Source organism: Pseudomonas sp. BGI-2 (assembly GCF_004310295.1).
Taxonomy (GTDB): domain Bacteria; phylum Pseudomonadota; class Gammaproteobacteria; order Pseudomonadales; family Pseudomonadaceae; genus Aquipseudomonas.
Genome location: NZ_SISB01000038.1, coordinates 1 through 24,503, shown reverse-complemented (window position 1 = coordinate 24,503; position 24,503 = coordinate 1). Strand labels below are relative to the sequence as shown.

General features: G+C 60.0%; 17 protein-coding genes. 5 read left to right on the top strand and 12 right to left on the bottom strand.

The annotated features are described in order from the left end of the window. Positions 1-4 precede the first annotated feature (4 nt). From EYC95_RS22875 to EYC95_RS22865, 3 genes are read right to left on the bottom strand one after another with little or no spacing between them, the layout of a single operon-like run. Complete coding sequence (locus EYC95_RS22875; protein WP_131062346.1) at positions 5-871, bottom strand: carbohydrate ABC transporter permease; 867 nt, start codon at positions 869-871, stop codon at positions 5-7. Next, positions 868-1,965, bottom strand: coding sequence for an ABC transporter ATP-binding protein (locus EYC95_RS22870; RefSeq protein ID WP_131062345.1), 1,098 nt, complete (start codon positions 1,963-1,965; stop codon positions 868-870). Before EYC95_RS22870 ends, EYC95_RS22875 begins: the two co-directional genes overlap by 4 nt. Continuing rightward, positions 1,965-3,059, bottom strand: a complete 1,095-nt coding sequence (locus tag EYC95_RS22865; protein WP_131062344.1) for an ABC transporter ATP-binding protein — start codon at positions 3,057-3,059, stop codon at positions 1,965-1,967. The genes EYC95_RS22870 and EYC95_RS22865 overlap by 1 nt, the downstream gene beginning before the upstream one ends. 368 nt (positions 3,060-3,427) lie before the next feature. Between EYC95_RS22865 and EYC95_RS22860 the strand changes: the two genes are divergently transcribed. Beyond that, positions 3,428-5,260, top strand: a complete 1,833-nt coding sequence (locus EYC95_RS22860) for a sigma-54-dependent Fis family transcriptional regulator (RefSeq protein WP_131062343.1) — start codon at positions 3,428-3,430, stop codon at positions 5,258-5,260. 216 nt (positions 5,261-5,476) lie between these two features. Here the strand turns inward: EYC95_RS22860 and cysS are convergent, their stop codons facing one another. Beyond that, a complete protein-coding gene (gene cysS / locus EYC95_RS22855; protein WP_131062342.1) occupies positions 5,477-6,859 on the bottom strand; it encodes a cysteine--tRNA ligase in 1,383 nt (460 codons plus the stop codon). Positions 6,860-6,874: 15 nt separating this feature from the next. Then, on the bottom strand, positions 6,875-8,572 hold the full coding sequence (locus EYC95_RS22850; protein WP_131062341.1) for a glutamine--tRNA ligase/YqeY domain fusion protein: 1,698 nt from the start codon (positions 8,570-8,572) through the stop codon (positions 6,875-6,877). Positions 8,573-8,832: 260 nt separating this feature from the next. Between EYC95_RS22850 and EYC95_RS22845 the strand changes: the two genes are divergently transcribed. Both EYC95_RS22845 and lpxH read left to right on the top strand, forming a co-directional pair. Next, positions 8,833-9,336: a peptidylprolyl isomerase gene (locus EYC95_RS22845; RefSeq protein WP_131062340.1), complete on the top strand. Its 504-nt coding sequence runs from the start codon at positions 8,833-8,835 to the stop codon at positions 9,334-9,336. Continuing rightward, the gene (gene lpxH / locus EYC95_RS22840; RefSeq protein WP_131062339.1) at positions 9,333-10,085 is read left to right on the top strand and encodes a UDP-2,3-diacylglucosamine diphosphatase; all 753 of its coding nucleotides are present in this window, start codon (positions 9,333-9,335) and stop codon (positions 10,083-10,085) included. The genes EYC95_RS22845 and lpxH overlap by 4 nt, the downstream gene beginning before the upstream one ends. Before the next feature lie 127 nt (positions 10,086-10,212). Here lpxH and EYC95_RS22835 read toward each other — a convergent pair whose 3' ends face one another. The 7 genes from EYC95_RS22835 to EYC95_RS22805 all read right to left on the bottom strand — a co-directional run bounded on the left by EYC95_RS22835 (position 10,213) and on the right by EYC95_RS22805 (position 21,482). After that, entirely contained in the window at positions 10,213-11,742 is a 1,530-nt protein-coding gene (locus tag EYC95_RS22835; RefSeq protein ID WP_131062338.1) for a DHA2 family efflux MFS transporter permease subunit, read from the bottom strand. Positions 11,743-11,975: 233 nt separating this feature from the next. Beyond that, positions 11,976-13,181, bottom strand: coding sequence for an efflux RND transporter periplasmic adaptor subunit (locus EYC95_RS22830; RefSeq protein ID WP_131062337.1), 1,206 nt, complete (start codon positions 13,179-13,181; stop codon positions 11,976-11,978). 15 nt (positions 13,182-13,196) lie between these two features. Beyond that, positions 13,197-14,666: an efflux transporter outer membrane subunit gene (locus EYC95_RS22825; protein ID WP_131062336.1), complete on the bottom strand. Its 1,470-nt coding sequence runs from the start codon at positions 14,664-14,666 to the stop codon at positions 13,197-13,199. Beyond that, positions 14,663-15,136, bottom strand: a complete 474-nt coding sequence (locus EYC95_RS22820; RefSeq protein ID WP_131062335.1) for a MarR family winged helix-turn-helix transcriptional regulator — start codon at positions 15,134-15,136, stop codon at positions 14,663-14,665. The genes EYC95_RS22825 and EYC95_RS22820 overlap by 4 nt, the downstream gene beginning before the upstream one ends. A 237-nt stretch (positions 15,137-15,373) precedes the next feature. Beyond that, entirely contained in the window at positions 15,374-19,042 is a 3,669-nt protein-coding gene (locus tag EYC95_RS22815; protein ID WP_131062334.1) for a translocation/assembly module TamB domain-containing protein, read from the bottom strand. Next, entirely contained in the window at positions 19,039-20,766 is a 1,728-nt protein-coding gene (locus tag EYC95_RS22810; protein ID WP_131062333.1) for an autotransporter assembly complex family protein, read from the bottom strand. The genes EYC95_RS22815 and EYC95_RS22810 overlap by 4 nt, the downstream gene beginning before the upstream one ends. A gap of 65 nt (positions 20,767-20,831) precedes the next feature. Further along, the gene (locus EYC95_RS22805; protein WP_027925074.1) at positions 20,832-21,482 is read right to left on the bottom strand and encodes an N-acetyltransferase; all 651 of its coding nucleotides are present in this window, start codon (positions 21,480-21,482) and stop codon (positions 20,832-20,834) included. A gap of 443 nt (positions 21,483-21,925) precedes the next feature. On the opposite strand from EYC95_RS22805, the gene xthA reads away from it, so the two are divergent. Beyond that, positions 21,926-22,738 (top strand): exodeoxyribonuclease III, encoded by an 813-nt coding sequence (xthA, locus tag EYC95_RS22800; protein ID WP_131062332.1) that lies wholly within the window; start codon positions 21,926-21,928, stop codon positions 22,736-22,738. 191 nt (positions 22,739-22,929) lie between these two features. Next, positions 22,930-24,270 carry a substrate-binding domain-containing protein gene (locus tag EYC95_RS22795; RefSeq protein WP_131062331.1) on the top strand — a complete coding sequence of 447 codons (1,341 nt, stop codon included), beginning with the start codon at positions 22,930-22,932 and terminating at the stop codon, positions 24,268-24,270. Positions 24,271-24,503 lie beyond the last annotated feature (233 nt).

Sequence of the window (24,503 nt, the reverse complement as noted above, 5' to 3'; positions counted from 1 at the left end):
GACCTCAGCGGTTGGCGTCAGAGTGAGTCATGGCGGTGTAGAACAGCCAGGACACCAACAGGATGATCAGGAAGTACACCAGCGAGAAAGCCGCCGCGGGGCCGAGGTCGAACTGCCCGATGGCCATTTGCGTCAGGGTCTGGCTGAGGAACGTCGTGGCATTCCCCGGACCACCGCCCGTGAGCACGAATGGCTCGGTGTAGATCATGAAACTGTCCATGAACCGCAACATCACCGCGATCAGCAACACGCTCTTGAGCTTGGGCAACTGGATATGTCGGAAAACCGCCCAGGCCGACGCGCGATCAATCCGTGCCGCCTGGTAATAGACGTCCGGAATCGCCCGCAACCCGGAGAAACACAACAGCGCCACCAACGACGTCCAGTGCCAGACGTCCATCACCAGCACCGTGACCCAGGCATCCATGGTGTTTGCCGCATAGTTATAGCTGATGCCCATCGCGTTGAGGCTCGAACCCAGCAGGCCGATGTCGGCCCGACCGAAGATCTGCCAAATGGTCCCGACCACGTTCCACGGGATCAGCAGCGGAATCGCCAGGATAATCAGCACCAGCGACGACCAGCGGCCCTTGGTCGGCATGGTCAGGGCGATGCCGATGCCCAGCGGGATTTCGATCAGCAAGACGCAGGCGGAATAGATGAATTGCCGCAGCAGCGAGTCGTGCAGGCGGGGATCAAGCAGCACCTGCTTGTACCAGTCGGCGCCGACGAAGTAGCGGCTGGACTGGTCGAAGATGTCCTGCACCGAGTAATTGACCACGGTCATCATCGGGATCACCGCACTGAACGCCACCAGCAGAAACACCGGCAGGACCAGCCACCAGGCCTTGTTGTTCTGCACCTTGTTCATGGCTGCGTCTCCAGCAGGTAATCGTCGGCATAGACCATCAACCACTGTGCCGGGAAGTTGATGTAGGCGATTCCCTCAGGCACTGGCTTGTCTTCGGCCAGGCGCACTTTCAGCGGGGCGCCATCAAGGTTCAGGGTCATGATCTTGTAGGTGCCGAGGTCCTCGACGTGTATGACGTGTGCCTGCATCGCGTCATCGAGCGGCTCGTCCCACACATGCACGAACTCGGGACGGATGCCGACCTTCAGGGTTTTCCATTGCGACTCGGCGATGCGTTTCTGTTGCGCGTCAGACAAAGGCAGAAGCGTCGACGCAAACCCTACGCCGCCCGGTTGTGGCTGCACCTCGATCAGGTTCATCCCCGGACTGCCAATGAAATAGCCGACAAAGGTGTGGGTCGGACGCTCGAACAACTCGCGCGGGGTGCCGAATTGCACGATCTGCCCGCCGTACATCACCGCAATTTTGTCGGCGAAGGTCGAGGCTTCGAGCTGATCGTGGGTGACGTAGACCATGGTGATGTTGAACTGCTCGTGGATCTGCTTGAGCTTGCGCCGCAGTTTCCACTTCAGGTGCGGGTCGATCACGGTCAGCGGTTCATCAAACAGGATCGCCGAGACGTCGTCGCGCACCAGCCCACGGCCCATGGAGACTTTCTGTTTTTCGTCGGCGGTGAGGTTGCGCGCCTTTTTGCTCAGCAGCGCCTGAAGGTCGAGGACCTCGGCGATTTCCTGCACCTTGCTGTGAATTGTCGCCTCGGCCATGCCCTGATTGCGCAGCGGGAAGGCCAGGTTGTCGAACACCGTCATGGTGTCGTAGACCACCGGAAACTGGAAAACCTGAGCGATGTTGCGCTTCTCGGGAGTCAGGTCGTTGACCGCTTTGCCATCGAACAGGACATGGCCCTGGGACGGGCTGAGTAACCCGGAAATGATGTTGAGCAACGTCGACTTACCGCAGCCCGAAGGCCCGAGCAAGGCATAAGCACCGCCCTGCTCCCAGACGTGGTCCATTTCGCGGATCGCGTAATCCTCGGGGCCGGTGGGCGTGCTGGTGTAGCTGTGGGCGAGGTTCTGCAAACGGATTTCGGCCATCAGGCAACCCTCGCGATGCGGCGACCGGGCGCCTGGACCAGCCGCCCCTGCGCATCGAACACAAACAGTTTATGGGTCGGGATATAGATGCGAATCGGCGCATCGACGTCGTATTCGTGGACCCCGGGCAAGTGCAGTACCAACAGGAAATGCTCGTTGCGCACGTGCAGGAAAGTTTCCGAACCGCTGATCTCGGCCACCTCGACAGTCACGGCGAGTTCGAGGTCATCGTCGTTGCTCGGCACCAGGGAGATATGGCTCGGGCGCACGCCGAAGCGGAACTCGCCCTCGCCGACCGGGCGCAAATCAACGTTTAATGGAAAGTGCACGAAATTGGCGAAGCTCACTTCGTTGCCGGCGATACGGCCCGGCATCAGGTTGATCGGCGGCTCGGAGAACAGCTCCGCCGCCAGCACCGTTTGCGGCTGGTGATAGACCTCGGAGGACTTGCCGCTCTGGACCACTCGGCCTTCGTGAAGAATGGTGGTGGTGCCGCCCAAGGCCAGCGCTTCATTGGGTTCGGTGGTGGCGTAAATCGCAATCGTGTGCCGGGCCTTGAAAAGCTCGCGCATTTCCTGACGCAGTTCTTCGCGCAACTTGTAGTCGAGGTTCACCAGCGGCTCATCGAACAGGATCAGCTCGGCATCCTTGACCAACGCCCGGGCCATCGCGGTGCGCTGTTGCTGGCCGCCCGAGAGTTCCAGCGGATAGCGCTGGAGGAATTTCTCGATGCGCAGCATCTTGGCGGTTTCCAGCACTTTGCTCTGGATCAGCTCATTGGAGACACCGCCCTGGCGCAAGGGCGAGGCGATGTTCTCGAACACGGTCATGGTCGGGAAATTGATGAACTGCTGATAGACCATCGACACATTGCGCAGACGTACCGGGCGCTGCGTGACGTCGACGCCGTTCATCAGGATGCGGCCGCTGTCGGGCTTGTCCAGGCCGGCCATCAGGCGCATGAGACTGGTTTTGCCGGACAGCGTGCGCCCGAGCAAAACGTTGAAGGATCCGGGTTCAAAACTAAGGCACGCATCGTCGATCCAGGTCTGGCCCTCGACGGTACGGCTGACGTGCTCCAGGGTTAATGACATGGCTCGGCCTTTTTATTATTTGGAGTCAAGCGACCGGAGCAGTAGAGCGAGTTTCATGCCAGAAATTGCAAGCTGTTGATCTGGTTTGAAAATCCTTCAATCAAATGAAAAACCGGGTTCGTTGCTGAACAGAAATGAACAACTGCGACTGAACAATTGAACAATCCAGCCGTTGACAATGAACAATAGTGAACAACACTCTATAAACACTTTTCAGCCGCACATTGCCCCTGTAGGAGCCAGGCTTGCCGGCGAAGGCAATTTCAAGGACGCCTTCGCCGGCAAGCCTGGCTCCTACAGTTATCTGGCGTTTGAACGAGATGCAAAACCCATAAAAACAATAAAAGCTTGCTCAGAGATCGACTGCCATGGCCGTACCCGCCTCGCCGCTCTCCCACGACGCCATCATCCAGGACTCCTGGTCCCGCTGCCGAGCGTTCGGCCTCAATCATCAAAGCGCACCAGCGTTCGATCAGTTGCCGGCCGAGGGCATCGCCCAGTTGCTGGAGAGCCAGCATTCCCTGGTGCAAACCACGCATCAGGAAGTCCTGCCGTATTACGAAAACATCCTGAGCAATTCCAACTGCCTGATCATGCTGGCCGACAATCAGGGCCAGGTGCTGACGTCCTGGGGTACCCAGCGTTTCATCGAACCGAGTCTGACCCGCGGTTTCAGCGCTGGCGCCAGCTGGATGGAGCGTTGCAGCGGCACTAACGCCATTGGCACCGCGCTGGCCTGCGAGCAAGCGGTGCACATCGAGCACGATGAACATTTCCTCAAGGCCAACCGCTTCATGACCGGTTCTGCCGCGCCGATATTCGATGCCGAGCGCAAGGTGATCGCGGTGCTGGACGTGTCCAGCGACAGCTACCTGCCGCCGTCCCACACCCTCGGCATGGTCAAGATGATGAGCCAGACCGTGGAAAACCGGCTGATCCTCAACCTCTTTCACGGCCAGCATTTCCAACTGACCTTCAACACCGGACTGAACAACCTCGACAGCCAATGGGCCGGTTTGCTGATCTTCGATGAAACCGGTCAGGTGCTGTCGGCTAATCGCCGGGCCGATAATTTGTTGGGTATCAGCCTGTCGCGTATCAGTGTCGAGAGCCTGTTCAAGGTCTCGTTGCTGGAACTGCTGAACCAGCCGGATGACCTGCCGTTCGCCCTTCAAGCCTCTGGACGCAACCGCTTTCAATGCCTGTTGAAACGGCCGAAACAGGTGCCGATTCAGGCCCGAGTCTTTGCGGAACCAGCGGTTATCGCCCCCACTGCGATCAGCCTCAACACCCTGCATTTCGGCGACAGTCGCGTGGAAAAAGCCGTGCGCCAGGCCGAACGCTTGCTGGAAAAAGACATTCCGCTGTTGATCCACGGGGAAACCGGGGTTGGCAAGGAAGTCTTCGTCAAAGCCTTGCATCAGGCCAGTTCCCGGAGCAAACAGTCATTCATCGCCGTCAACTGTGCAGCGATCCCCGCCGAACTGGTGGAGTCCGAGCTGTTTGGCTACGAGAAAGGCGCGTTCACCGGCGCCAACCAGAAAGGCAGCATCGGGCTGATCCGCAAGGCGGACAAAGGCACCCTGTTCCTTGATGAAATAGGTGATATGCCGTTGCCGACCCAAGCGCGGTTGCTGCGGGTGTTGCAGGAACGTTGCGTGCAACCGGTGGGCAGTAGCGAGTTGTTCCCGGTGGACATTCGCATCATCTCGGCGACCAACCGCTCGTTGCGTGAGCAAGTACAGTTGGGCCGGTTTCGCGAGGATCTTTATTACCGGATCGGTGGCTTGACCCTGGAATTGCCGCCGCTCAGGGAACGCAGCGACAAACAGGCGCTGTTCGAGCGCCTGTGGGAACAGCATCGCGAGCCATCGCAGTGGGCCGGGTTAAGTCGGGAGGTATTGGAGTTATTCGGCCGCCACCCGTGGCCGGGGAATTTAAGGCAGGTCAGCAGCGTGATGCAGGTGGCACTGGCCATGGCCGAGGAACAACCGGTGCGGCCGGAGCACTTGCCGGATGATTTTTTTGTGGACTTGGAGATGGAACCGGTGGATTCGCCAGAGCCACTGGCGGTGGATTTGAATGATGTGGAGGATTTGAATCGGCAGTTGCAGGCGGCTGGGGGGAATATCTCGCACCTGGCCCGCAGGCTTGGGGTTAGTCGCAATACCCTTTACAAGCGATTGCGCCAGGCTGAGTGACAGGTGAACCGCACCGTCGGTGTTCGGCTTGAGACCATCGCGAGCAGGCTCGCTCCTACAGGGGAATGGTGTCGAGCACAGAACTCAAACCTGGCGAAGACCCAATGTAGGAGCGAGCCTGCTCGCGAGGCGCCAGTCTAGGCGCCACCAGACTTGCAGCTGCCCAAAAACAAAAACCCGCACAAGGCGGGTTTTGTTTTGCAGCAAACACAGCAATCAGTCAGCCAATCGCCAGGTCGTACCACCCTTCCCGTCTTCCAGCACCACGCCCATCGCGGTCAGCTGGTCGCGGATACGGTCGGACTCAGCCCAGTCTTTACCGGCACGAGCCGCCAGACGCGCAGCAATCAATGCATCAACTTCAGCCGCATCAACTCGCCCTTCAGCGCCGGCCTGCAAGAAGTCATCCGCCTCAAGCTGCAACACGCCCAGCACACTGGCCAGTTCCTTCAAGCGAGCCGCCAGACCCGCCGCCGCATCGAGATCAGTCTCGCGCAGACGGTTGATCTCGCGAACCATCTCGAACAGCACCGCGCAGGCTTCCGGCGTACCGAAGTCGTCGTTCATCACCTGGGTGAAACGCTCGACGAACGCTTCGCCACCGGCCGGCGCCACCTTCGGCAGGCCTTTCAGCGCGTGGTAGAAACGCTCGAGTGCGCCTTTGGCGTCCTTGAGGTTGTCTTCCGAATAGTTGATCGCGCTGCGGTAATGGCTCGACACCAGCAGGTAACGCACGACTTCCGGGTGGTACTTTTCCAGCACGTCGCGAATGGTGAAGAAGTTGTTCAAGGACTTGGACATCTTCTCGCCATTGATGCGAATCATGCCGCAATGCATCCACGCGTTGGCGTAGGTCTTGCCGGTGGCCGCTTCGCTCTGGGCGATTTCGTTTTCATGGTGCGGGAACTCGAGGTCGCTGCCGCCGCCATGAATATCGAAGGTCTCGCCCAGGCAGCAGGTGGACATCACCGAGCACTCGATGTGCCAGCCCGGACGACCGTCGCCCCAAGGCGAAGGCCAGCTCGGCTCGCCCGGCTTGGCGCCCTTCCACAGCACGAAGTCCAGCGGATCCTGCTTGGATTCGTCGACTTCGATCCGCGCGCCGATGCGCAGGTCTTCGATCTTCTTGCGCGACAGCTTGCCGTAGCCCATGAACTTGGCGACGCGGTAGTAGACGTCGCCATTGCCCGGGGCGTAGGCGTAACCCTTGTCGATCAGGGTCTGGATCATCGCGTGCATGCCGGGAATATACCCGGTGGCGCGCGGTTCCATGTCCGGCTTCTTGATGTTCAGGCGCGCTTCGTCTTCGTGCATCGCCGCGATCATGCGCTCGGTCAAGGCTTCGAACGACTCGCCGTTCTCATTGGCCCGATTGATGATCTTGTCGTCGATGTCGGTGATGTTGCGCACGTAAGTCAGGTCGTAGCCGCTGAACCGCAACCAGCGGGTCACCAGGTCGAACGCGACCATGCTGCGGCCATGGCCCAGGTGGCAATAGTCGTACACGGTCATCCCGCAGACGTACATGCGCACCTTGTTGCCATCCAAGGGTTTGAAGACTTCTTTGCTCTTGGTGAGCGTGTTGTAGATAGAAAGCACGTTAGGTTCCTTGAATCACTGGCCCCACGAATCACGCAAGGTCACGGTACGGTTGAATACCGGAGCACCTGGTTTCGAGTCCTTGATATCCGCGCAGAAGTAACCTTCGCGCTCGAACTGGAAACGGTCTTCCGGCTGTGCATTGCCCAGCGAGGGTTCAGCACGACAACCGGTGAGCACTTGCAGCGAATCAGGGTTGATATTGTCCAGGAAACTGGCGCTGTCTTCGGCCTTCTCAGGGTTGGCCGAACGGAACAGGCGATCGTACAGACGCACTTCGCACTCGACGCTGGCAGCGGCCGGCACCCAGTGCACGACGCCTTTGACCTTGCGGCCTTCAGGGTTCTTGCCGAGTGTTTCCGGATCGTAGGAGCAACGCAGTTCGACGATGTTGCCATCGGCGTCCTTGATCGCTTCGTCGGCACGGATCACATAACTGCCGCGCAGGCGCACTTCGCCATTCGGCTCCAGGCGTTTGTAGCCTTTTGGCGGCTCTTCCATGAAGTCTTCACGGTCGATGTAGAGCTCACGGGCGAACGGCAGAACGCGCACGCCCATGTCTTCTTTCGGGTGGCATGGCAGTTCGAGGTTCTCGACCTGGCCTTCCGGGTAGTTGGTGATCACAACTTTCAGCGGACGCAGCACGCACATGGCACGCGGGGCGCTGTGGTCGAGGTCGTCACGGATGCTGAATTCGAGCATGCCGAAGTCGACCACGCCGTCGGAACGGTTAGTGCCGATCATGTCGCAGAAGTTGCGGATCGATTTCGGCGTGTAGCCACGGCGGCGGAAGCCGGACAGCGTGGACATGCGCGGATCATCCCAACCGAGAACGTGCTTTTCATCGACCAGTTGCTTGAGCTTGCGCTTGCTGGTGATCGTGTAGTTCAGGTTCAGACGGCTGAACTCGTACTGACGCGGTTGCGCCGGCACGGGCAGGTTCTCGAGGAACCATTCGTACAGCGGACGGTGGCTTTCGAACTCCAGGGTGCAGATCGAGTGGGTGATGCCTTCGATGGCGTCCGACTGACCGTGGGTGAAGTCGTAGTTCGGGTAGATGCACCACTTGTCGCCGGTCTGGTGGTGGTGAGCGTGACGGATGCGATACATGATCGGGTCGCGCAGGTTCATGTTCGGCGAGGCCATGTCGATCTTCGCCCGCAACACGCGTGCGCCATCCTTGAATTCACCGGCCTTCATGCGGGCAAACCAGTCCAGGTTCTCTTCCACGGAGCGATCACGGAACGGGCTGTTCTTGCCCGGCTCGGTCAGGCTGCCACGGTATTCCTTGGCCTGCTCAGGGCTCAGGTCGTCGACGTAGGCCTTACCGGCCTTGATCAATTCAACGGCCCAGTCGTGCAACTGGTCAAAATACTGCGAGGCATAGCGCACTTCGCCGGACCATTCGAAGCCCAGCCATTTGACGTCGCTTTCGATCGCGTCGATGTATTCCTGGTCTTCCTTGGCAGGGTTGGTGTCGTCGAAACGCAGGTGCGTGACGCCGCCAAACTCCTGGGCCAGGCCGAAGTTCACACAGATCGACTTGGCGTGACCGATGTGCAGGTAGCCGTTGGGCTCAGGCGGGAAACGGGTGACGATCTGCGTGTGCTTACCCGAGTCCAGGTCCGCCTGGATGATCGGGCGCAGGAAATTGACCGGCACGGCAGGGCCGGTCTTGGAATTCGAGGTAGGGTCGACAGTGGGCTTGCTCATAGGATCCTTGAACGTACAAGTGCGCGGCCAGTTGGCCAAATCAAAGCGGCTGTTAAAACAAAGGGGCTTATCATAGCCGATGCCGTCAAGTCGCTGACAGAGCAGGCCCGAAAACGGTTGCATTTAATCGGATGCAAATGAAAAACAGCCTCGAAATTCGCGCCCGGCACGCTAAACTGCGCATCTTGGCCAAAATTGGCCGGACCGGTTGAGGGCTGCAAAGCCCCGAAACCCACGAATTCATTGAAAGAGTACCGATCATGACCCAAGTCAAACTGACCACCAACCATGGCGACATCGTCCTGGAACTGAACGCTGAAAAGGCACCGCTGACCGTTGCCAACTTCATCGAGTACGTCAACGCCGGTCACTACGAAAACACTGTTTTCCACCGCGTCATCGGTAACTTCATGATCCAGGGCGGCGGTTTCGAGCCAGGCATGAAAGAAAAGAAAGACAAGCGCCCTAGCATCCAGAACGAAGCCGACAACGGCCTGCCGAACGAGAAGTACACCGTGGCCATGGCTCGCACCATGGAACCGCATTCGGCTTCCGCCCAGTTCTTCATCAACGTGGCTGACAACAGCTTCCTGAACCACAGCGCCAAGACCACTCAGGGCTGGGGCTACGCGGTATTCGCCAAAGTCGTTGCAGGCACCGACGTCGTCGACAAGATCAAAGGTGTTTCCACCACCATGAAGTCCGGCCACCAGGACGTACCTGCAGAAGACGTGATCATCGAGAAAGCCGAGATCATTGAGTGATACTGCTGATTTCAGACTTACATCTGGAAGAGGAGCGCCCGGACATCACCCGGGCGTTTCTGGATTTGCTCGCCGGACGCGCCCGCTCGGCGAGTGCGTTGTACATCCTGGGCGACTTTTTCGAGGCGTGGATTGGCGACGATGCCATGACGCCCTTTCAGCGTTCCATCTGCCAGGCCCTGCGCACCCTCAGCGACAGCGGCACGGCCATTTTTCTGATGCACGGCAATCGCGACTTCATGCTCGGCCAGGCCTTTTGCAAACAGGCCGGCTGCACGTTGCTGAAAGATCCGAGTGTCGTGCAGTTCAACGGCGAGCCGGTGCTATTGATGCACGGCGACAGCCTCTGCACCCGCGACGAGGCTTACATGAAGCTGCGTCGCTACCTGCGAAACCCGATCACCTTGTTTATCCTGCGGCACTTGCCGTTGCGCACTCGCCATAAACTGGCGCGCAAACTGCGCAGTGAAAGCCGTGCGCAGACGCGGATGAAGGCCAATGACATTGTGGATGTCACGCCGGAAGAAGTGCCGCGGATCATGCAGGAATATGGCGTGAAAACGTTGATCCACGGGCACACCCATCGCCCGGCCATTCACAAGTTGCAGGTTGGCGAGCAGGCGGCCAAGCGGATTGTGCTGGGGGATTGGGATCGTCAGGGGTGGGCGTTGCAGGTGGATGAGCAAGGGTTTGCGCTGGCGCCGTTTGATTTTATGCCGCCGCCGCAACTGGCATTACCCGGCAACTAACTACCGAACACAGAACCCATGTGGGAGCGGGCTTGCTCGCGAATACGGTTTTTCATTCAACATTAATGTCGACTGATCTACCGCCTTCGCGAGCAAGCCCGCTCCCACATTATTGACCGCGTTGTGCTTAGTGCCCTGCCGAAGCAGGCCCCGCCTTCGCCGCAAACGGCGGTTTCGCCAGCCACACCAGCACAATCAAGCCCATGAATGCCCACCCCAGCAACGTGAAGTAATCCACGGTGGAGAGCATGTACGCCTGACTGGTCAGCACATGATCCAATTGCGCATACGCCGGATTGCTCGCCCCGCCCAAGCTGTTCAGGGCCTCACGGGTCGCCGGCTCATAGGTGCTGATGCTTTCGCTCATATAGGCGTGGTGCTGATCGGCCCGGCGAATCCAGATCCACGTCGTCAATGACGCCGCAAAACTACCGCCCAAGGTCCGCAGGAACGTCGCCAGGCCCGCGCCGTCGGCGATCTGGCTCGGCGGCAGGTCCGACATCAGAATACTCAAGGTCGGCATGAAGAACAGCGCCACGCCAATGCCCATGAACAGCTGCACCAGCGCGATGTGCTGGAAGTCCACTTCGTTGGTAAACCCAGCGCGCATGAAGCAACTCAGGCCGATCGCCAGAAACGCCAACCCAGCCAGCAGCCGCAGATCAAACTTGTGCGCGTACTTGCCGACAAACGGCGACATCAGCACCGGCAGAATCCCGATCGGCGCAACCGCCAGCCCCGCCCAGGTCGCCGTGTAACCCATTTGGGTTTGCAGCCATTGCGGCAGGATCAGGTTGATCCCGAAGAACCCGGCGTAACCCAGCACCAACACAATGGTCCCGATGCGGAAGTTGCGGTAAGCGAACAGCCGCAGATTGACCACTGGGTGTTTGTCGGTCATTTCCCAGATCACGAACACCGCCAGTGCAATCACGGAAATGGCCGCGCCAATGAGGATGAAGTTCGACTCGAACCAGTCCAGGTCGTTGCCCTTGTCGAGGATCACCTGCAACGCGCCGACGCCAATGATCAGCGTGATCAAACCGACGTAATCCATCGGCTGGTAGCTGGTTTCCACCGGCCGCGCCTTGAGTTGCTGGCGCACCACCATCACCGCAAAGATGCCGATCGGCACGTTGATGAAGAAGATCCACGGCCAGCTGTAACTGTCGGTAATCCAGCCGCCGAGGATGGGACCTGCAATCGGTGCGACCACCGTGACCATCGCCAGCAATGCCAGGGCCATGCCACGCCTGGCCGGCGGATAGACCGCGATCAGCAGCGTCTGGGTCATCGGGTACAACGGACCGGCCACCAGGCCTTGCAGCACCCGGAAGCCAATCAGCTCGGGCATCGAGGTCGAGATACCGCAGAGAAACGAGGCCAGTACAAACAGAACAGTCGCCCAGAGAAACAGCTTCACTTCACCGAAGCGCCGGCTGAGCCAACCGGTCAGCGGTAGCGCGATGGCGTTGCTCACCGCAAACGAAGTGATCACCCAGGTGCCCTGCTCCGAACTCACGCCCAGGTTGCCGGAAATCGTCGGCAGCGCCACGTTGGCGATGGTGGTGTCGAGCACTTGCATAAAGGTCGCCAGCGACAGGCCGATGGTGGCGAGCAGCAGGCTGGGCGGCGTGAAAGACGCGTTATTGCTCATCGCAAATCCTTTGGAACCTGATTGGCGCAGCGCCTGTTACAGACGCAGCTGACCTTGTAGGAGTGAGCCTTTGTGGTGAGGGGATTTATCCCCGTTGGGTCGCGAAGCGGCCCCAGCACTTCAAAGTCCAATCGCATTAATGAGCTGACGTCTGCTTCGCAGCCGAACGGGGTGGTGCGGCATTCCGATAAATCCCCTCACCACAAAGGCTCGCTCCCACAGGGTCGGTGGTGTCAGCGCTGCACGGTTTTGCTGACCGCAGCGCTGTTGTCGTGGATCAACTGAGTGATCATCGCGTCGGCCTCGGCCAACTGACGGTCGTAGACGTTGGTGCTGAACGACGCCTTTTGCGGCGGCTGTTGCGCCAGCACCGGGCCGCTCTGGTCATGCAGATTCACGTCGACCTGGGTCGACAGCCCCACCCGCAACGGATGCTTGGCCAGTTCTTCGGCGTTGATGTGAATCCGAACCGGCACCCGCTGCACGATCTTGATCCAGTTACCGGTGGCGTTCTGCGCCGGCAGCAGGGCAAATGCGCTGCCGGTACCGGCGCCGAGGCTATCGATGGTGCCGCTGAATTTCACGTCGCTGCCGTAAAGATCGGCCTCGATGTCCACCGGCTGACCGATGCGCATGTCACGCAGCTGGGTTTCCTTGAAGTTGGCGTCGATCCACAGCTGATCCAGCGGAATGACCGCCATCAGCGCCGTACCCGGCTGGACGCGCTGGCCCAGTTGCACGGAGCGTTTGGCGACGTAACCGGTGACCGGCGCAATCAAGGTGCTGCGGGAGTTATTCAAGTAGGCCTGACGCAATTGCGCGGCAGCCGACATCACGTCCGGATGCGACGAGACCACGGTGTCATCCACCAGCGCGCTGGTGGTTTTCAGTTGCTGCTTGGCGTTGGCCAGGGCGTTTTGCGCCGAGGTCAGGTCGTCGCGGGCGTGGGACAGCTCTTCCTGGGAGATCGCGCCGCCAGCGGCGAGGTTCTTCCGGCGATTGAAGTTGTCCTGGGCCTTCTGTACTTCGGCTTGCTGGGCGTTGACCTGGGCTTTCATGCCGTCGACGTTGCTGTACAAGCCGCGAACCTGGCGCACGGTGCGGGCCAGGTTGGCCTGGGCACTTTGCAGAACGACTTGGGCGTCATTCGGGTCGAAATTGATCAGCACCTGGCCTTCATGGACCAGGTCACCATCATCGGCTCCGATGCTGACCACAGTGCCGGTGACCAACGGAGTGATTTCCACCACGTTGCCGTTCACATAGGCATCGTCGGTGCTTTCATTCCAGCGCCCGTAGAACTCGTGATAACCCCAGACGCCGACACCGGCGAGGATCACCACAATCGCCAGCACCACCAGCATGATTTTGCGTTTGCGCGGGTTGCTGGTGTCTGGTGCGTTGTCAGGGGTTTGTGTTGTCGTTTCGGCAGTGGCCATGACAAATACCTTGAATTAGTTGTGCTGCGTGGCTGGGAGTGCGTTGGCTGCGGTCAAGGTTTCGCCCTGGAAGCCGCCACCCAGCGCCTGCATCAGTTGGATCGTCAGGTCGATCTGCTCGGCATTCAGGTTGGCCAGCTGACGCTGGGCCTGGAGCAATTGCTGCTCGATGCTGAGCACGTCCAGGTAGTTACCGATGCCGGAACCGTAGCGCTGGACCACGGTGTTGTAAGAATCCTGGGCAATGTCGGTGGCGCGCTGCTGGGCGCCGAGCTGCCGGCCGATATCGCGCAGCTGGTTGATGGTGTCGCTGACATCACCCAGCGCTTTCACCAGGCTTTTGTTGTACTGCGCCACGGCGAGGTCGTAATCGGCGTCGCGGGAATCGAGGTCGGCGCGCAGGCGGCCGCCGTCGAAAATCGGCACGGAGATCGTTGGCGCTACGTTGAAGAAACGGCTCGCCGAACCAAACATCGCATCCCCCAGCAACGACTCGGCACCGGCCGCGGCACTCAGGTTGAGGTTGGGGTAGAACTGGGTTTTGCCGGCGGCGATGTTCTTGCTCGCAGCCTCGACTCGCCAGCGTGCGGCCACCAGGTCTGGTCGACGACCCAGCAACTCGGCCGGCAATACCGATGGCAACGCCACGGCGCTGGCTTGGAGGATCTTCGGCCGGGCGATTTCATTGCCGCGATCCGGGCCTTTGCCGAGCAGCACGGCCAACGCGATTTTCGCGCTTTGCAGGCGTTTTTCGGCGTCGATCAGGCTCGCTTCGGAGCTGGCTTCCAGGCTTTCGGTTTGCTGGAACTGGTACTGGCTGTCGATCCCCGAGCTCAGGCGACGCTGGCTCAGGTCGAGCATCTGCCTGGTGCGCTTGAGGTCTTCGTTGGCCAGGTCGTAGACGATGTGCGCCTGACCCAGGTCGCTGTAGGCGCGAGCAACGTCGGCGGACAAGGTCAACTGTGCGGCTTGCTGATCGACTTCGGCAGCACGGGCCTCGCCCAACGCGGCTTCCCAGGCATCCCGCTGACCGCCCCAGAGGTCGAAGTTGTAATTGAAACTGGCACCGATGTTACGCACGGTGGAATACGTGCCGCCCTGCCCGCTCGGGTCCTGGTCGCGGGCCAGACGCGAACGGCTGACGCCAGCGCTGGCATCGAGGGTCGGCATGCGCGCGGCGTCGGCGGCATACGCGGCGGCGCTGGCCTGGTGGGCGCGAGCGTCGGCGATTTGCATGTCGGGGCTGTCGTGCAGGGCTTCGCGGATCAGGCCATCCAGTTGCGGGTCGCCGAGGCTTTTCCACCAATCACTTTTCGGCCAGGCCGCGGGCGAGAGGGTCACGCCATTGAGCGATTGCCCGGCCTTGAGGTTTTTCGCATCGAGGCTGACGCCTTCGGTGGTCAGGCCGCTGTAACTGGCGCAACCGGCCAGGGTCATGGCCGCCAGCACCAGGCTCAGTCCGGTCCGCGGGGTTTTGCTGCTCATTTGTCACCTACCCGCAGCAACGTGATCGAGTCACCGGCCGCTACCAGGATTTTCTTGAGGATCTGTTCCAGGGTTTTCAATTCTTCCGGGGTGATCGCGCCGGCCAGTTCATTCATGGCGTCGGCGCCGATCTCCGGGAGGCGGTCAGCCAGTTGCTGGCCTAATTCAGTCAGCACCAGTTGAACCTGACGCCGATCCGCCTCGGAACGTTGGCGGGCGAGGAAACCTTTCTGTTCCAGACGATCGAGCATGCGGGTCATCGAACCGCTGTCCAGCGACAGGTGACGGCACAGCTCGGCCGGGGTATCGACGCCGAACTGGGCCATGATGATCAACACTTTGAACTGCGCCGCGGTGATGCCGTGGGGTTCCATGTGCGTGTCGATGATCCGGTCCTTGAGCAGCGCAGCACGCCCGAGCAGGAGGCCGAGATGGCAATTGTGGAATGCGTCTGGGGTGAAATGTTTCATCTGATCACCAAATAGCTGCCTAGGCAGAGAATGTGTGACGAGATGTTACTGCTTAGGCAGAGAATGTCAACGCAATAGTTAGGTTGCTTTCTATTTAGCTGATAAATGGCGCGGATTTTGTGGCGAGCACACTGACGCCTTCGCGGGCAAGCCTCGCTCCTACAGGGGTTACACCAAACCTGTAGGAGCGAGGCTTGCTCGCGAAGGCAGCGACTCGGTTCAGGAAGGAACGGGGATTTAGAAATCCCGCTTGTAGAAGATGTCCAGCGAACTGGCTACGCCGCCGGCGGCTTCGAGGTAGACCTTTTTGCTCAGCTTGTAGCGCAAGGCAATGGTGTTGGCCGGCTCGAACACGCCAACGCCGTAACGCAGGCTGAGTTTTTCCGACAGGTTGCCGCTGGCCACGACGCTGGTGGTGTTGCCGCTGCCCTGGGTGTCGAGCTGGAAATCCTGAATCCCCAGATCGTTGGCCAGTTTGCCGGTCACCCCGGAACTGCCCATCAAGCCCAACCCGAGCGCCGCCTGGGCCAGCATGTTGTTGTCTTCACCGTTGGTGCTCAGCGGACGCCCCAGCACCAGATAAGACAAGGCCTGTTCCTGGCTCATCGCCGGCTCGGAGAAAATCTGCGTGGTCGGCTGTTCGGCGCTGCCGCTGAGGCGAATGCCGGCGATCACGTCGTCGGTCTGGCGAATGGCTTCGATGTCCAGATACGGCTGGTCAATCGGGCCGGCGAACAGCAGCCGCGCACGCCGTACCGTCAGTCGCTGACCGTATGCCCGATAACGCCCATCGTTGAGCCAGAGCTCGCCACGGGTGTCCATGTTGTCGCCGATGTGCACATGCCCTTGCAGGTTGGCGGTCAGGCCAAACCCGGCAAAACTGAGTTTGTCCTCACCCACCACCACGTCGATGTCCATCTTCATGGCCAGCGGCGGCTTGCCCTCTTCGGTCTGCTGGCCGACGATCACCGTGTCATCGGAGACCTTGACCGTCGACGGCGGCAACTCGCGCACGGTGATTTCACCCTTGGGCACCAACACTTTGCCGGTGATCGCCAGTTTGTCGTCCTTCATCGAGATCTTCAGGTCCGGTGCCACTTCGAGCTTGGCATACGGTTCGACGGTGACGGGTAACTGCGTGCCCTTGAGCGTCAGATCCACCACCAGCGCCTGGCCCCAGGCGATGTTGCCGTTGAGACTGCCCTGCCCGCTTTTGCCGCTTTTCCAGCCACCGTTCAATTGCACGGTTTCGCCGGCGATCTGCGCTTGAAGCTGCAAGCCCTGCAACTCCATCGGCAATTCGGGTCCGGACACTTCCCCGTCAGTGAGTAGCAGGTTGCCGTTGACCAGCGGCGCCAGCAGATCGCCGGAGAGCGTGCCACTGCCGTTCAAACGCCCGGTGAGTTTCTCGACCATCGGCACAAACGGCCGCGCCACCGACAGATCCAGGCCACTGAGACGGAACGACCCCGTGAGCGGTTTGTTTTTCGGCAGCGGATTGATTTGCGCCTGCACCATCAGCTCGCCGAGCTTGCCGCCGACAAAGTTGAGGTCGGTGTCGATGCGTTTGGGCGTGAGTTTGCTGGTGAGCTTCAGGGTCTGGTACGGGAAGTCCAGCCACTGATCCTTTTCCTTCATGCGCAACGTGCCACCGCTGGCATCGACGCTGACCTGGCCGTTCGGGCCGCTGGCCGGCAGGTCCAGTTGCAGGTCGGCGTTAAGTTTGCCCTTCCAGGCGAAATCTTTCGGCAACCATTGCGCCAGGCTTTCGATCGGGAATTGCTTGAGGTGATAACGCAGCTTGGGTTCCGGCATCAAACGCTGGTCTTCGCCACACAGACTGGCCGGGCCGGAGATCCAGCAATGGGCGCCGAAGTTGATCTTGCCGTCCGCCAGCCGTTCAAGTTTCGCCGGGGCTTGCAGCTTCCAGTCCTGACCGCCGGCCTGGATATCACCGCTGGCCAGGCGTCCGCGCCAGTTGCCCTTGTCCAGCGAACCGTCAAGGCCGAGCGCCAGTTTCAGCTTCGGCCCTTGCAGATCGAGGGCAAGTTTCTGGTTTTTGATATCGCCCTGGCCGCTGGCCGTCAGTGTGCCCAGCGAGGTGTCGCCGGCCTGAATGCCGCTGCCCTTGAGGTCGACTTTCGCCCGTTGCGCGCCGTCGAGGGTCGCGTCCAGGTTCAGGCTTTGCAGGCGATTGTCCTCGAAGGCCAGTTGCGTGCCTTGCAGCTCGAGCTTGCCTTGCGGCGCCTTCAGCGTACCGGCGACATCGACGCGACCGTTAAGCTGTCCGCGCAGTTGCGGCCAGAGTTGAGCCAGCCGTGGCAGCTTGATGTCGATCTGGCCGGTGAGCTTCTGTTGCAGGCTGCCCTTGCCGTTGATGCTGTTGTCACCGAGGCGAATTTGCAGTGCGTTGAGGCTCCATTGCTCACCGCCACCATCGGCCTTGGCCTGGATCACCGCCGGTTGACCGCGCAGTTTGCCTTTCAAATCGAGGTCGGCGCTCAGGCTGAGTTTTTCATTCTTCATCTCGCCTTTGCTGCGCAACGGCCCGGCCAGGTTACCCGGCAACTCCGCGACCCAATACGCAGGGTTGATCGCCGACAGGTCAAGCGCGGTGTCCCAGGCAATGCCATCGGCAAATTGCAGGTTCAGATGCCCGACGGCCTTGCCCTGCCCGGCTTCGAGTTGAATCTGTTGCAGATAGATTTTCGTCAGATCGCCGCTGAACGGGCTCTCGAGGCTGAACGCACCTGCCGGGCCATCGAGGGCCGATTTGAAGTGGCCGATGTACTTTCCGTCGGTGTAGGAGACTTCACCGTTGAAACTGCGCAGCGCCACTTCGGGCTCGTCGATCAGCGGGTAGAGACGGTGCCAGGGGAAATCCAGCCAGTCGATCTTCGCGTCGGCGCTCAGGCCTTTGCTCCAGTCGAGGTTGCCGGTGAGCTTGAGGGTTTGCTTGTCGTTGGCGGTCAGGTCGAGGCCGGCAATCTGCGCACCGTTGGCGTCGACCTTGCCTTGCAGCAACAGGGCGACCGGGCCGAGCTCTGCGGGCAACGTGGCTTTGCCGAGCAACTGGTAACCGTTTTTCAGGTCGCCGTCGCCAGTGAGTTCCAGTTGATTGAGTTGCAGCGTGTCCGGCAGATCGGCGCTGGGTTTGAAGCCGTCGGCGGTGATCCTTACTTTGGCCGGAAGGTTGTCGACCAGCGGTTGCAGCTCACCGGTCAGTTGCCCGTTCAAGTAACCGCTGCTGGCGGCTTTCAGGTGCAGGGTTTTCAGCAGGTCGCCATCCAACTTCAGGGCCAACGCCCAAGGTTCTGGGGCCGGCAAGGTCAACGTGCCTTCGGCCTTCAGCGGCCAATTGCCGCTGGGTTGCAGCAGGCCGGACAGATTCAGGCTGAACTCATCACGCTGCAACTTCACCGAGTCGATCTGCAACCCTTGCGCCGTCCAGTGCGCGGCCAGTTGCAAGCCTTTGAGTTCTTCGCTGCCATTGAACAGCAGACTGCCGACTTGCACATCGCCCAGTTCGATCGCCAGAGGCAAGTTCAGGTCCGGAAGCGTGATCGGCCCGCTGCTTTCATCTTCAGTGCCCGGCGGGAACTGCAGGCTGACCTGATCGGCCTTCAATTGCTCGATGCACAAGGTCATGCGCGTCAGGCACAGCGGCGACCAGGCGAATATCGGTTTGCTCAGCTCAACCCGGCGGGTGTCCTGCTGCCACAACAGATGATCAGCACTCCACTGCCCGCCCAATCGGCCCTGGAAATTCTCCACGGTCAGGCCCGGCACAAAGCCAAGCGCCCAACGGCTGCCCGTCGCCGTGCCCAGCACCGTGGTCACGGCCAGGACAACCAGCATCAGCAGCGCCAGAATCGCCAGAAGCGCTATTTTCAAACCACGATTCACAGCTCAGGCCCCATGGAAAAGTGCAGTCGAATGCCGCCGTCGTCGTCCATCGCGTGGGCCAGGTCAAGGCGAATCGGCCCCACGGGTGAAACCCAGCGCACGCCGATGCCGACGCCGGTCTTGAGGTTCGGCAGTTCGAGTGTATTAAAGGAGTTGCCCTGGTCAACGAAGGTTGCGACCCGCCATTTTTCAGCGACGGAGTACTGATATTCGACGCTGCCGGCGATCATGTAGCGACCACCGATGCGGTCGCCTTCGGAGTTTTCCGGAGACAGGCTCTGATAGTCGTAGCCGCGCACGCTCTGATCGCCACCGGCGAAAAACCGCAACGACGGCGGCACGGACTTGTAGCCGTTGGTGGCGCTGCCGCCGACCTGCACCCGACCGAGGAAACGGTGTTTATCCAAGACCGTGGTCAAGCCTTTGACCAGGGCGGTGCCGTAAACCAGGTTGTTGTCCGAACCCAGACCTTCCTTGGCCACTTTGGTCTCGAATTCCAGGCGATAGCCGTTGTGCGGGTCGATGCGGTTGTCGCTTTTAAGGTAGGAATAACTGACGCCAGGCATCAGCAATGTGCTGAGCCCCGAGTCGTCGCCGAGCCGGTATTCCTCGCGCTGCCACTTGAGCGACACCACGCGCTGCCATCCGCTGGGCAACTTGCTGTGCCACTCGGGACCGATAGTCAGGAGTTTGCTGAGAGAGTCTTTGTCGGCGATTTCTTCGTTTTGATAACCGCCGGCAAAGCGCAGTTTGTCGGTCAGCGGCGGGTCCAGCGGGATGTCGTAGAACACCCCGACGTTCTGCCGTGGTGCCGAGATTTCAGTCTCCCAGCCGTAGCTGTGCCCCTGCGGGTTGACCCAGTGCCGCGTCCAGTTGGCCTTGACCCGAGGGCCGACGTCGGTGGAATAGCCAAGCCCCAGGCCCATGGTCCGTGGTTTGCGGGTTTCGAGTTTGACGTCGACCGGGATTACATCGTTCTTGGACGCCGTCGGTGCCGCATCCACCCGCACACTTTCGAAATAGCCGCTCGATTGCATGGCCTGATTGAGTTCGGCGATCAGTTCGGAGTCGTAAGGCGCGCCTTCCTTGAATGGCACCATGCGTCGCAGCAGGTCTTCATCGAACGGCGTGTCGCCCTCGAAACTGACCTTGCCCAGGGCATAACGCGGGCCGCTGTCATAGACGAGGTCGATGTCGGCGACGCCGGCGCGCGGGTCCACCGACAATGTCTGATGAGTGAAGTGACCACTGAAAAAGCCATAGCGCGAGGCCTGATTCTGGATCAGTTTCTTGGCGTCTTCATAACGGCCATGGTTTAGCACCGCGCCGGTTTTCAGCGCAGCGCTTTTGGGCACACGAAAGGATTTGAGCGAGGCTGCCGGGCCGTCGACGCGAATCGTGACATTGCGCAAATGCACCGGCTCGCCGGGATCGATGTTGAGTATCAGGCGCGGCGTCTTGCCGCCCTTCACGTCGCTGTCAATCTGCGGCTGGTAGTAACCCAAGGCCTGGGCGGCCTTGCGCGCCTGTTCCTCGGCGCCACGACTGAAGCGCAGCAAGGCTTCTTCGTCACGATCGCCGAGGCTGCCAATATAGCCCTCTATATTGGCTTTCAGTTCATCGTTGGACGGTTTGATCCGCACATCCAATTCACTTTGCGCCAGTGCCGCGCAGCTGGTTAACAGCATCAGCACGCCACTGGTAATTCTTCCTGGAAACTTCATAGGCGCGGATGCTATCACGAGCGTGGGAGCGTGATAGAGCCTGGCGTGGCTTGAAAGTTCTACCTTTAGGCCGTTGCTGTTTGTAACACCTGGGGATTGGCGTGGAAAAACACGTGTTCGCGAATGGGTCCTACGGCGACCTCGCCAATTTCCTCATAGCCCTGACGCTTATAAAACTCAAGATAACGAGGATTCCCGGTATCAAGGATCACGCCCTGGGAAGTTTCATCCACGGCGCACCAGTTGTGCACCGCTTGCAGCAGTTGCTCGCCGAAGTGTTTGCCCTGGAACTGCGGATGAATCCCCAGCAACGGCAGGACGTGCACCGAGTCGGACGGCACGCAGGCGGCAACGGCGGCGTGGTAATCGAGGTAACGGCGGGTGCAACGAAAGCCGGTGCTGAGCACCATGCGCAGACGCCAGGCCCAACTTTCAGTGATGCCCAGTCGACGTTGCGGCGGGGCAATCAGGGCGATGCCGATCAGGCGGTCGTTGACCAGCAGGCCGATGGCCGGCAAATCCTGAAGAAAGTGTTGTTTGACCAGCTCGCGCACAGTCGCCCGTACACGATGTTCATAGCCGGGACGCTCGGCCTCGAACAAGTAGCCAAAGGTCGGTTCGTGCCGGTAAGCGTGGTAAAGCAGGGAGCGCGCTTCGTGGGCGTAGCCGCTGTCGAGCATGTGAATATCGGCAATGGCGGTCGAGGTTTCGGGCATAACGGCAGATCTCCCCGGGGCGCCGCTCAAAATGGCGGCGCTCTTATTGGTACGAGCCTTTGGGTGGTAATACAGTTCCCCCACAGGTATAGACCAAGGCTGGATCTTCATCGACTGGACTGGCCTCTTTGCGGGCAAGCCACGCTCCCACAGGGTTCACGAGCGAACACAAAATTTGTGGACGCTACAGAAACCTGTGGGAGACCAAGGCTGGATCTTCATCGACTGGTCTGGCCTCTTCGCGGGCAAGCCACGCTCCCACAAGGTTCTCGAGCGAACACAAAATTTGCATACGCCATAGAACCTGTGGGAGCGTGGCTTGCCCGCGAAGAGGCCAGCGAAGACAACACATCTCTGACAGGACAAGGTAACTCCCCCTGCCTCAACACTGGCCCGATTCCTACAGGTCAGCTAGCATCGCCCTTTTGCCAGGACTGCCGACCATGAAGATCGTCTCCTTCAACATCAATGGGCTGCGCGCTCGCCCCCATCAGATGGCGGCGCTGATCGAAAAGCACCAGCCGGACGTGATCGGGCTGCAGGAAACCAAGGTTCACGACGACCAGTTCCCGCTGGCCGAGGTTCAGGCACTGGGTTATCACGTATATTTCCATGGGCAGAAAGGCCATTACGGCGTCGCCCTGCTCTCGCGTCAGGAACCGATTGCGCTGCATAAAGGGTTCGCCACCGACGACGAAGACGCCCAGCGGCGCTTCATCTGGGGCACTTTCGCCGACGCCAATGGCGTGCCGGTGACCATCATGAACGGCTATTTCCCACAGGGTGAAAGCCGCGATCACCCGACCAAGTTCCCGGCCAAGGAACGTTTCTACGGCGACCTGCAGCAATTGCTGGAAAGCCAGTTCAGCAGTGAACAGCCGGTGGTGGTGATGGGCGACGTGAACATTTCCCCGGAAGACTGCGACATCGGCATCGGCCCGGACAACATGAAGCGCTGGCTGAAAACCGGTAAATGCAGCTTCCTGCCGGAAGAACGCGAGTGGATGGCCCGCTTGAAGAACTGGGGCCTGGTGGACAGTTTCCGCCACTTGAACCCGGACGTGGCCGACCGTTTCAGCTGGTTCGACTACCGCAGCCGCGGCTTTGAAGACGAGCCTAAGCGCGGGCTGCGGATTGACCTGATCATGGCGTCCCATGGGTTGTTGCCACGGGTCAAGGATGCGGGTGTGGACTACGAACTGCGCGGGATGGAAAAACCATCGGATCATGCGCCGATCTGGCTTGAGTTGAGCTGATTCCCCAGGCATTACACAGAACAAATTGTGGGAGCGGGCTTGCTCGCGAAGGCGTCGTGTCAGTCGATACTGATGTTGAATGACACACCGCCTTCGCGAGCAAGCCCGCTCCCACAAGGGTAACTGTCATCTTGCGGACATCTTACTGACTTATTCTCCCGACACTTCCTTTGGCCAAATAAGGTGCCGGCATGACGCTGCGCATGTTGTTCCTGTTGATGCTGTGCGCCTGTTTGCCATTGACGGCGTCGGCGGGCGATTTGCCGACACCCGACAACGGCCCGGTGCTGCGCATCCAGGGCTCCAACACCATCGGCGCCGCACTGGGGCCGGCGCTAGTCGAAGGACTGTTGCGCGAACAGGGCCTTCTCAAGGTCCACAGTGAAGTCCCGGATAAAGCCAACGAACAACGCATCGTCGGCGAAACCGCACAGGGACGCCGGGTGGTGGTGGAAGTTGCGGCCCATGGTTCCAGCACCGGGTTCGGCGCCCTGAAAACCGCCTCCGCCGACCTCGCCGCCTCCTCGCGCCCGATCAAGGACAGCGAACGGGCAGACCTCAAAACCCTGGGCGACTTTAAAAGCCCCGGCGCCGAGCAAGTCATCGCCATCGATGGACTGGCGATCATCCTTCATCCACAAAATCCGCTGAATCAACTCAACACCGAACAACTGGCGCACATTTTCAGCGGTGAGGCAAAAACCTGGGAAGAACTCGGTAGCAGTGGTGGGACGATTCACCTGTATGCGCGGGATGATCAATCGGGCACCTACGACACCTTCAAGGAATTGGTCCTTAGTCGTCGTGGGAAAACGCTGCATAGCGCCGCGAAACGCTTCGAATCCAGCGAGCAATTGTCCGACGCTGTCAGCCAGGATCCGCAAGGCATCGGTTTTATCGGTTTGCCTTACGTGCGACAGGCCAAAGCCGTGGCGATTGCCGATGGCCAATCCCAGGCCATGTTGCCGCTCAACAATCTGATTGCGACGGAGGATTATCCGCTGTCCCGACGGCTGTTCTTTTACCTGCCGCCAAACAGTAAAAATCATTGGTCGCAAGCGCTGGTGGCGTTCGCGCAAAGCAGCAAAGGCCAGGCGATTGTCGCGGCCAACGGCTTTATCGCGCAGACCGTGCAGGCCATGAGCGTCACGCCCAACGCTTTGATGCCCGAGGGTTATCAGGCGCTCAGCCGCCATGCGCAGCGGCTGTCGGTTAATTTCCGTTTTGAGGAAGGCAGCGCGACGCTGGACAACAAGGCCCGACAGGATTTGTCGCGAGTGCTCGACTATATAAAGCAGCGCGACAAAACCAATCGACAGGTGACGCTGGTGGGGTTCGGTGATGCGAAGAGCGATCCGGCGCGTGCCGACCTGTTGTCGAAGCTGCGGGCGATGGCGGTACGACGGGAACTGGTGAAAAGCGGTGTGGTGTTTCGCGAGATTCGTGGCTTTGGTGCAGAGATGCCGGTGGCGGCGAACAGCGCGGATGAGGGGCGGATCAAGAATCGGCGGGTTGAGGTTTGGGTGTATTGAACCTGATGTTGCTGTGTTGAATGGGCGGATGCCTTCGCGAGCAAGTCGGATCGCCGCACCGCTCGCTCCTACAGGGTTCGGTGATCTGTAGGAGCGAGGCTTGCCCTAATGCCAGTCAGTTAAGCCCTCCAGCCCTCTTTTTGGGGTATTTGACTGGTCTAGGCTTGACCACTCTTGGGTAACTTCGCTCTCGTCTGGCTGGCAGTATGAAGTGCTGAGCCTGGATTCTCAGT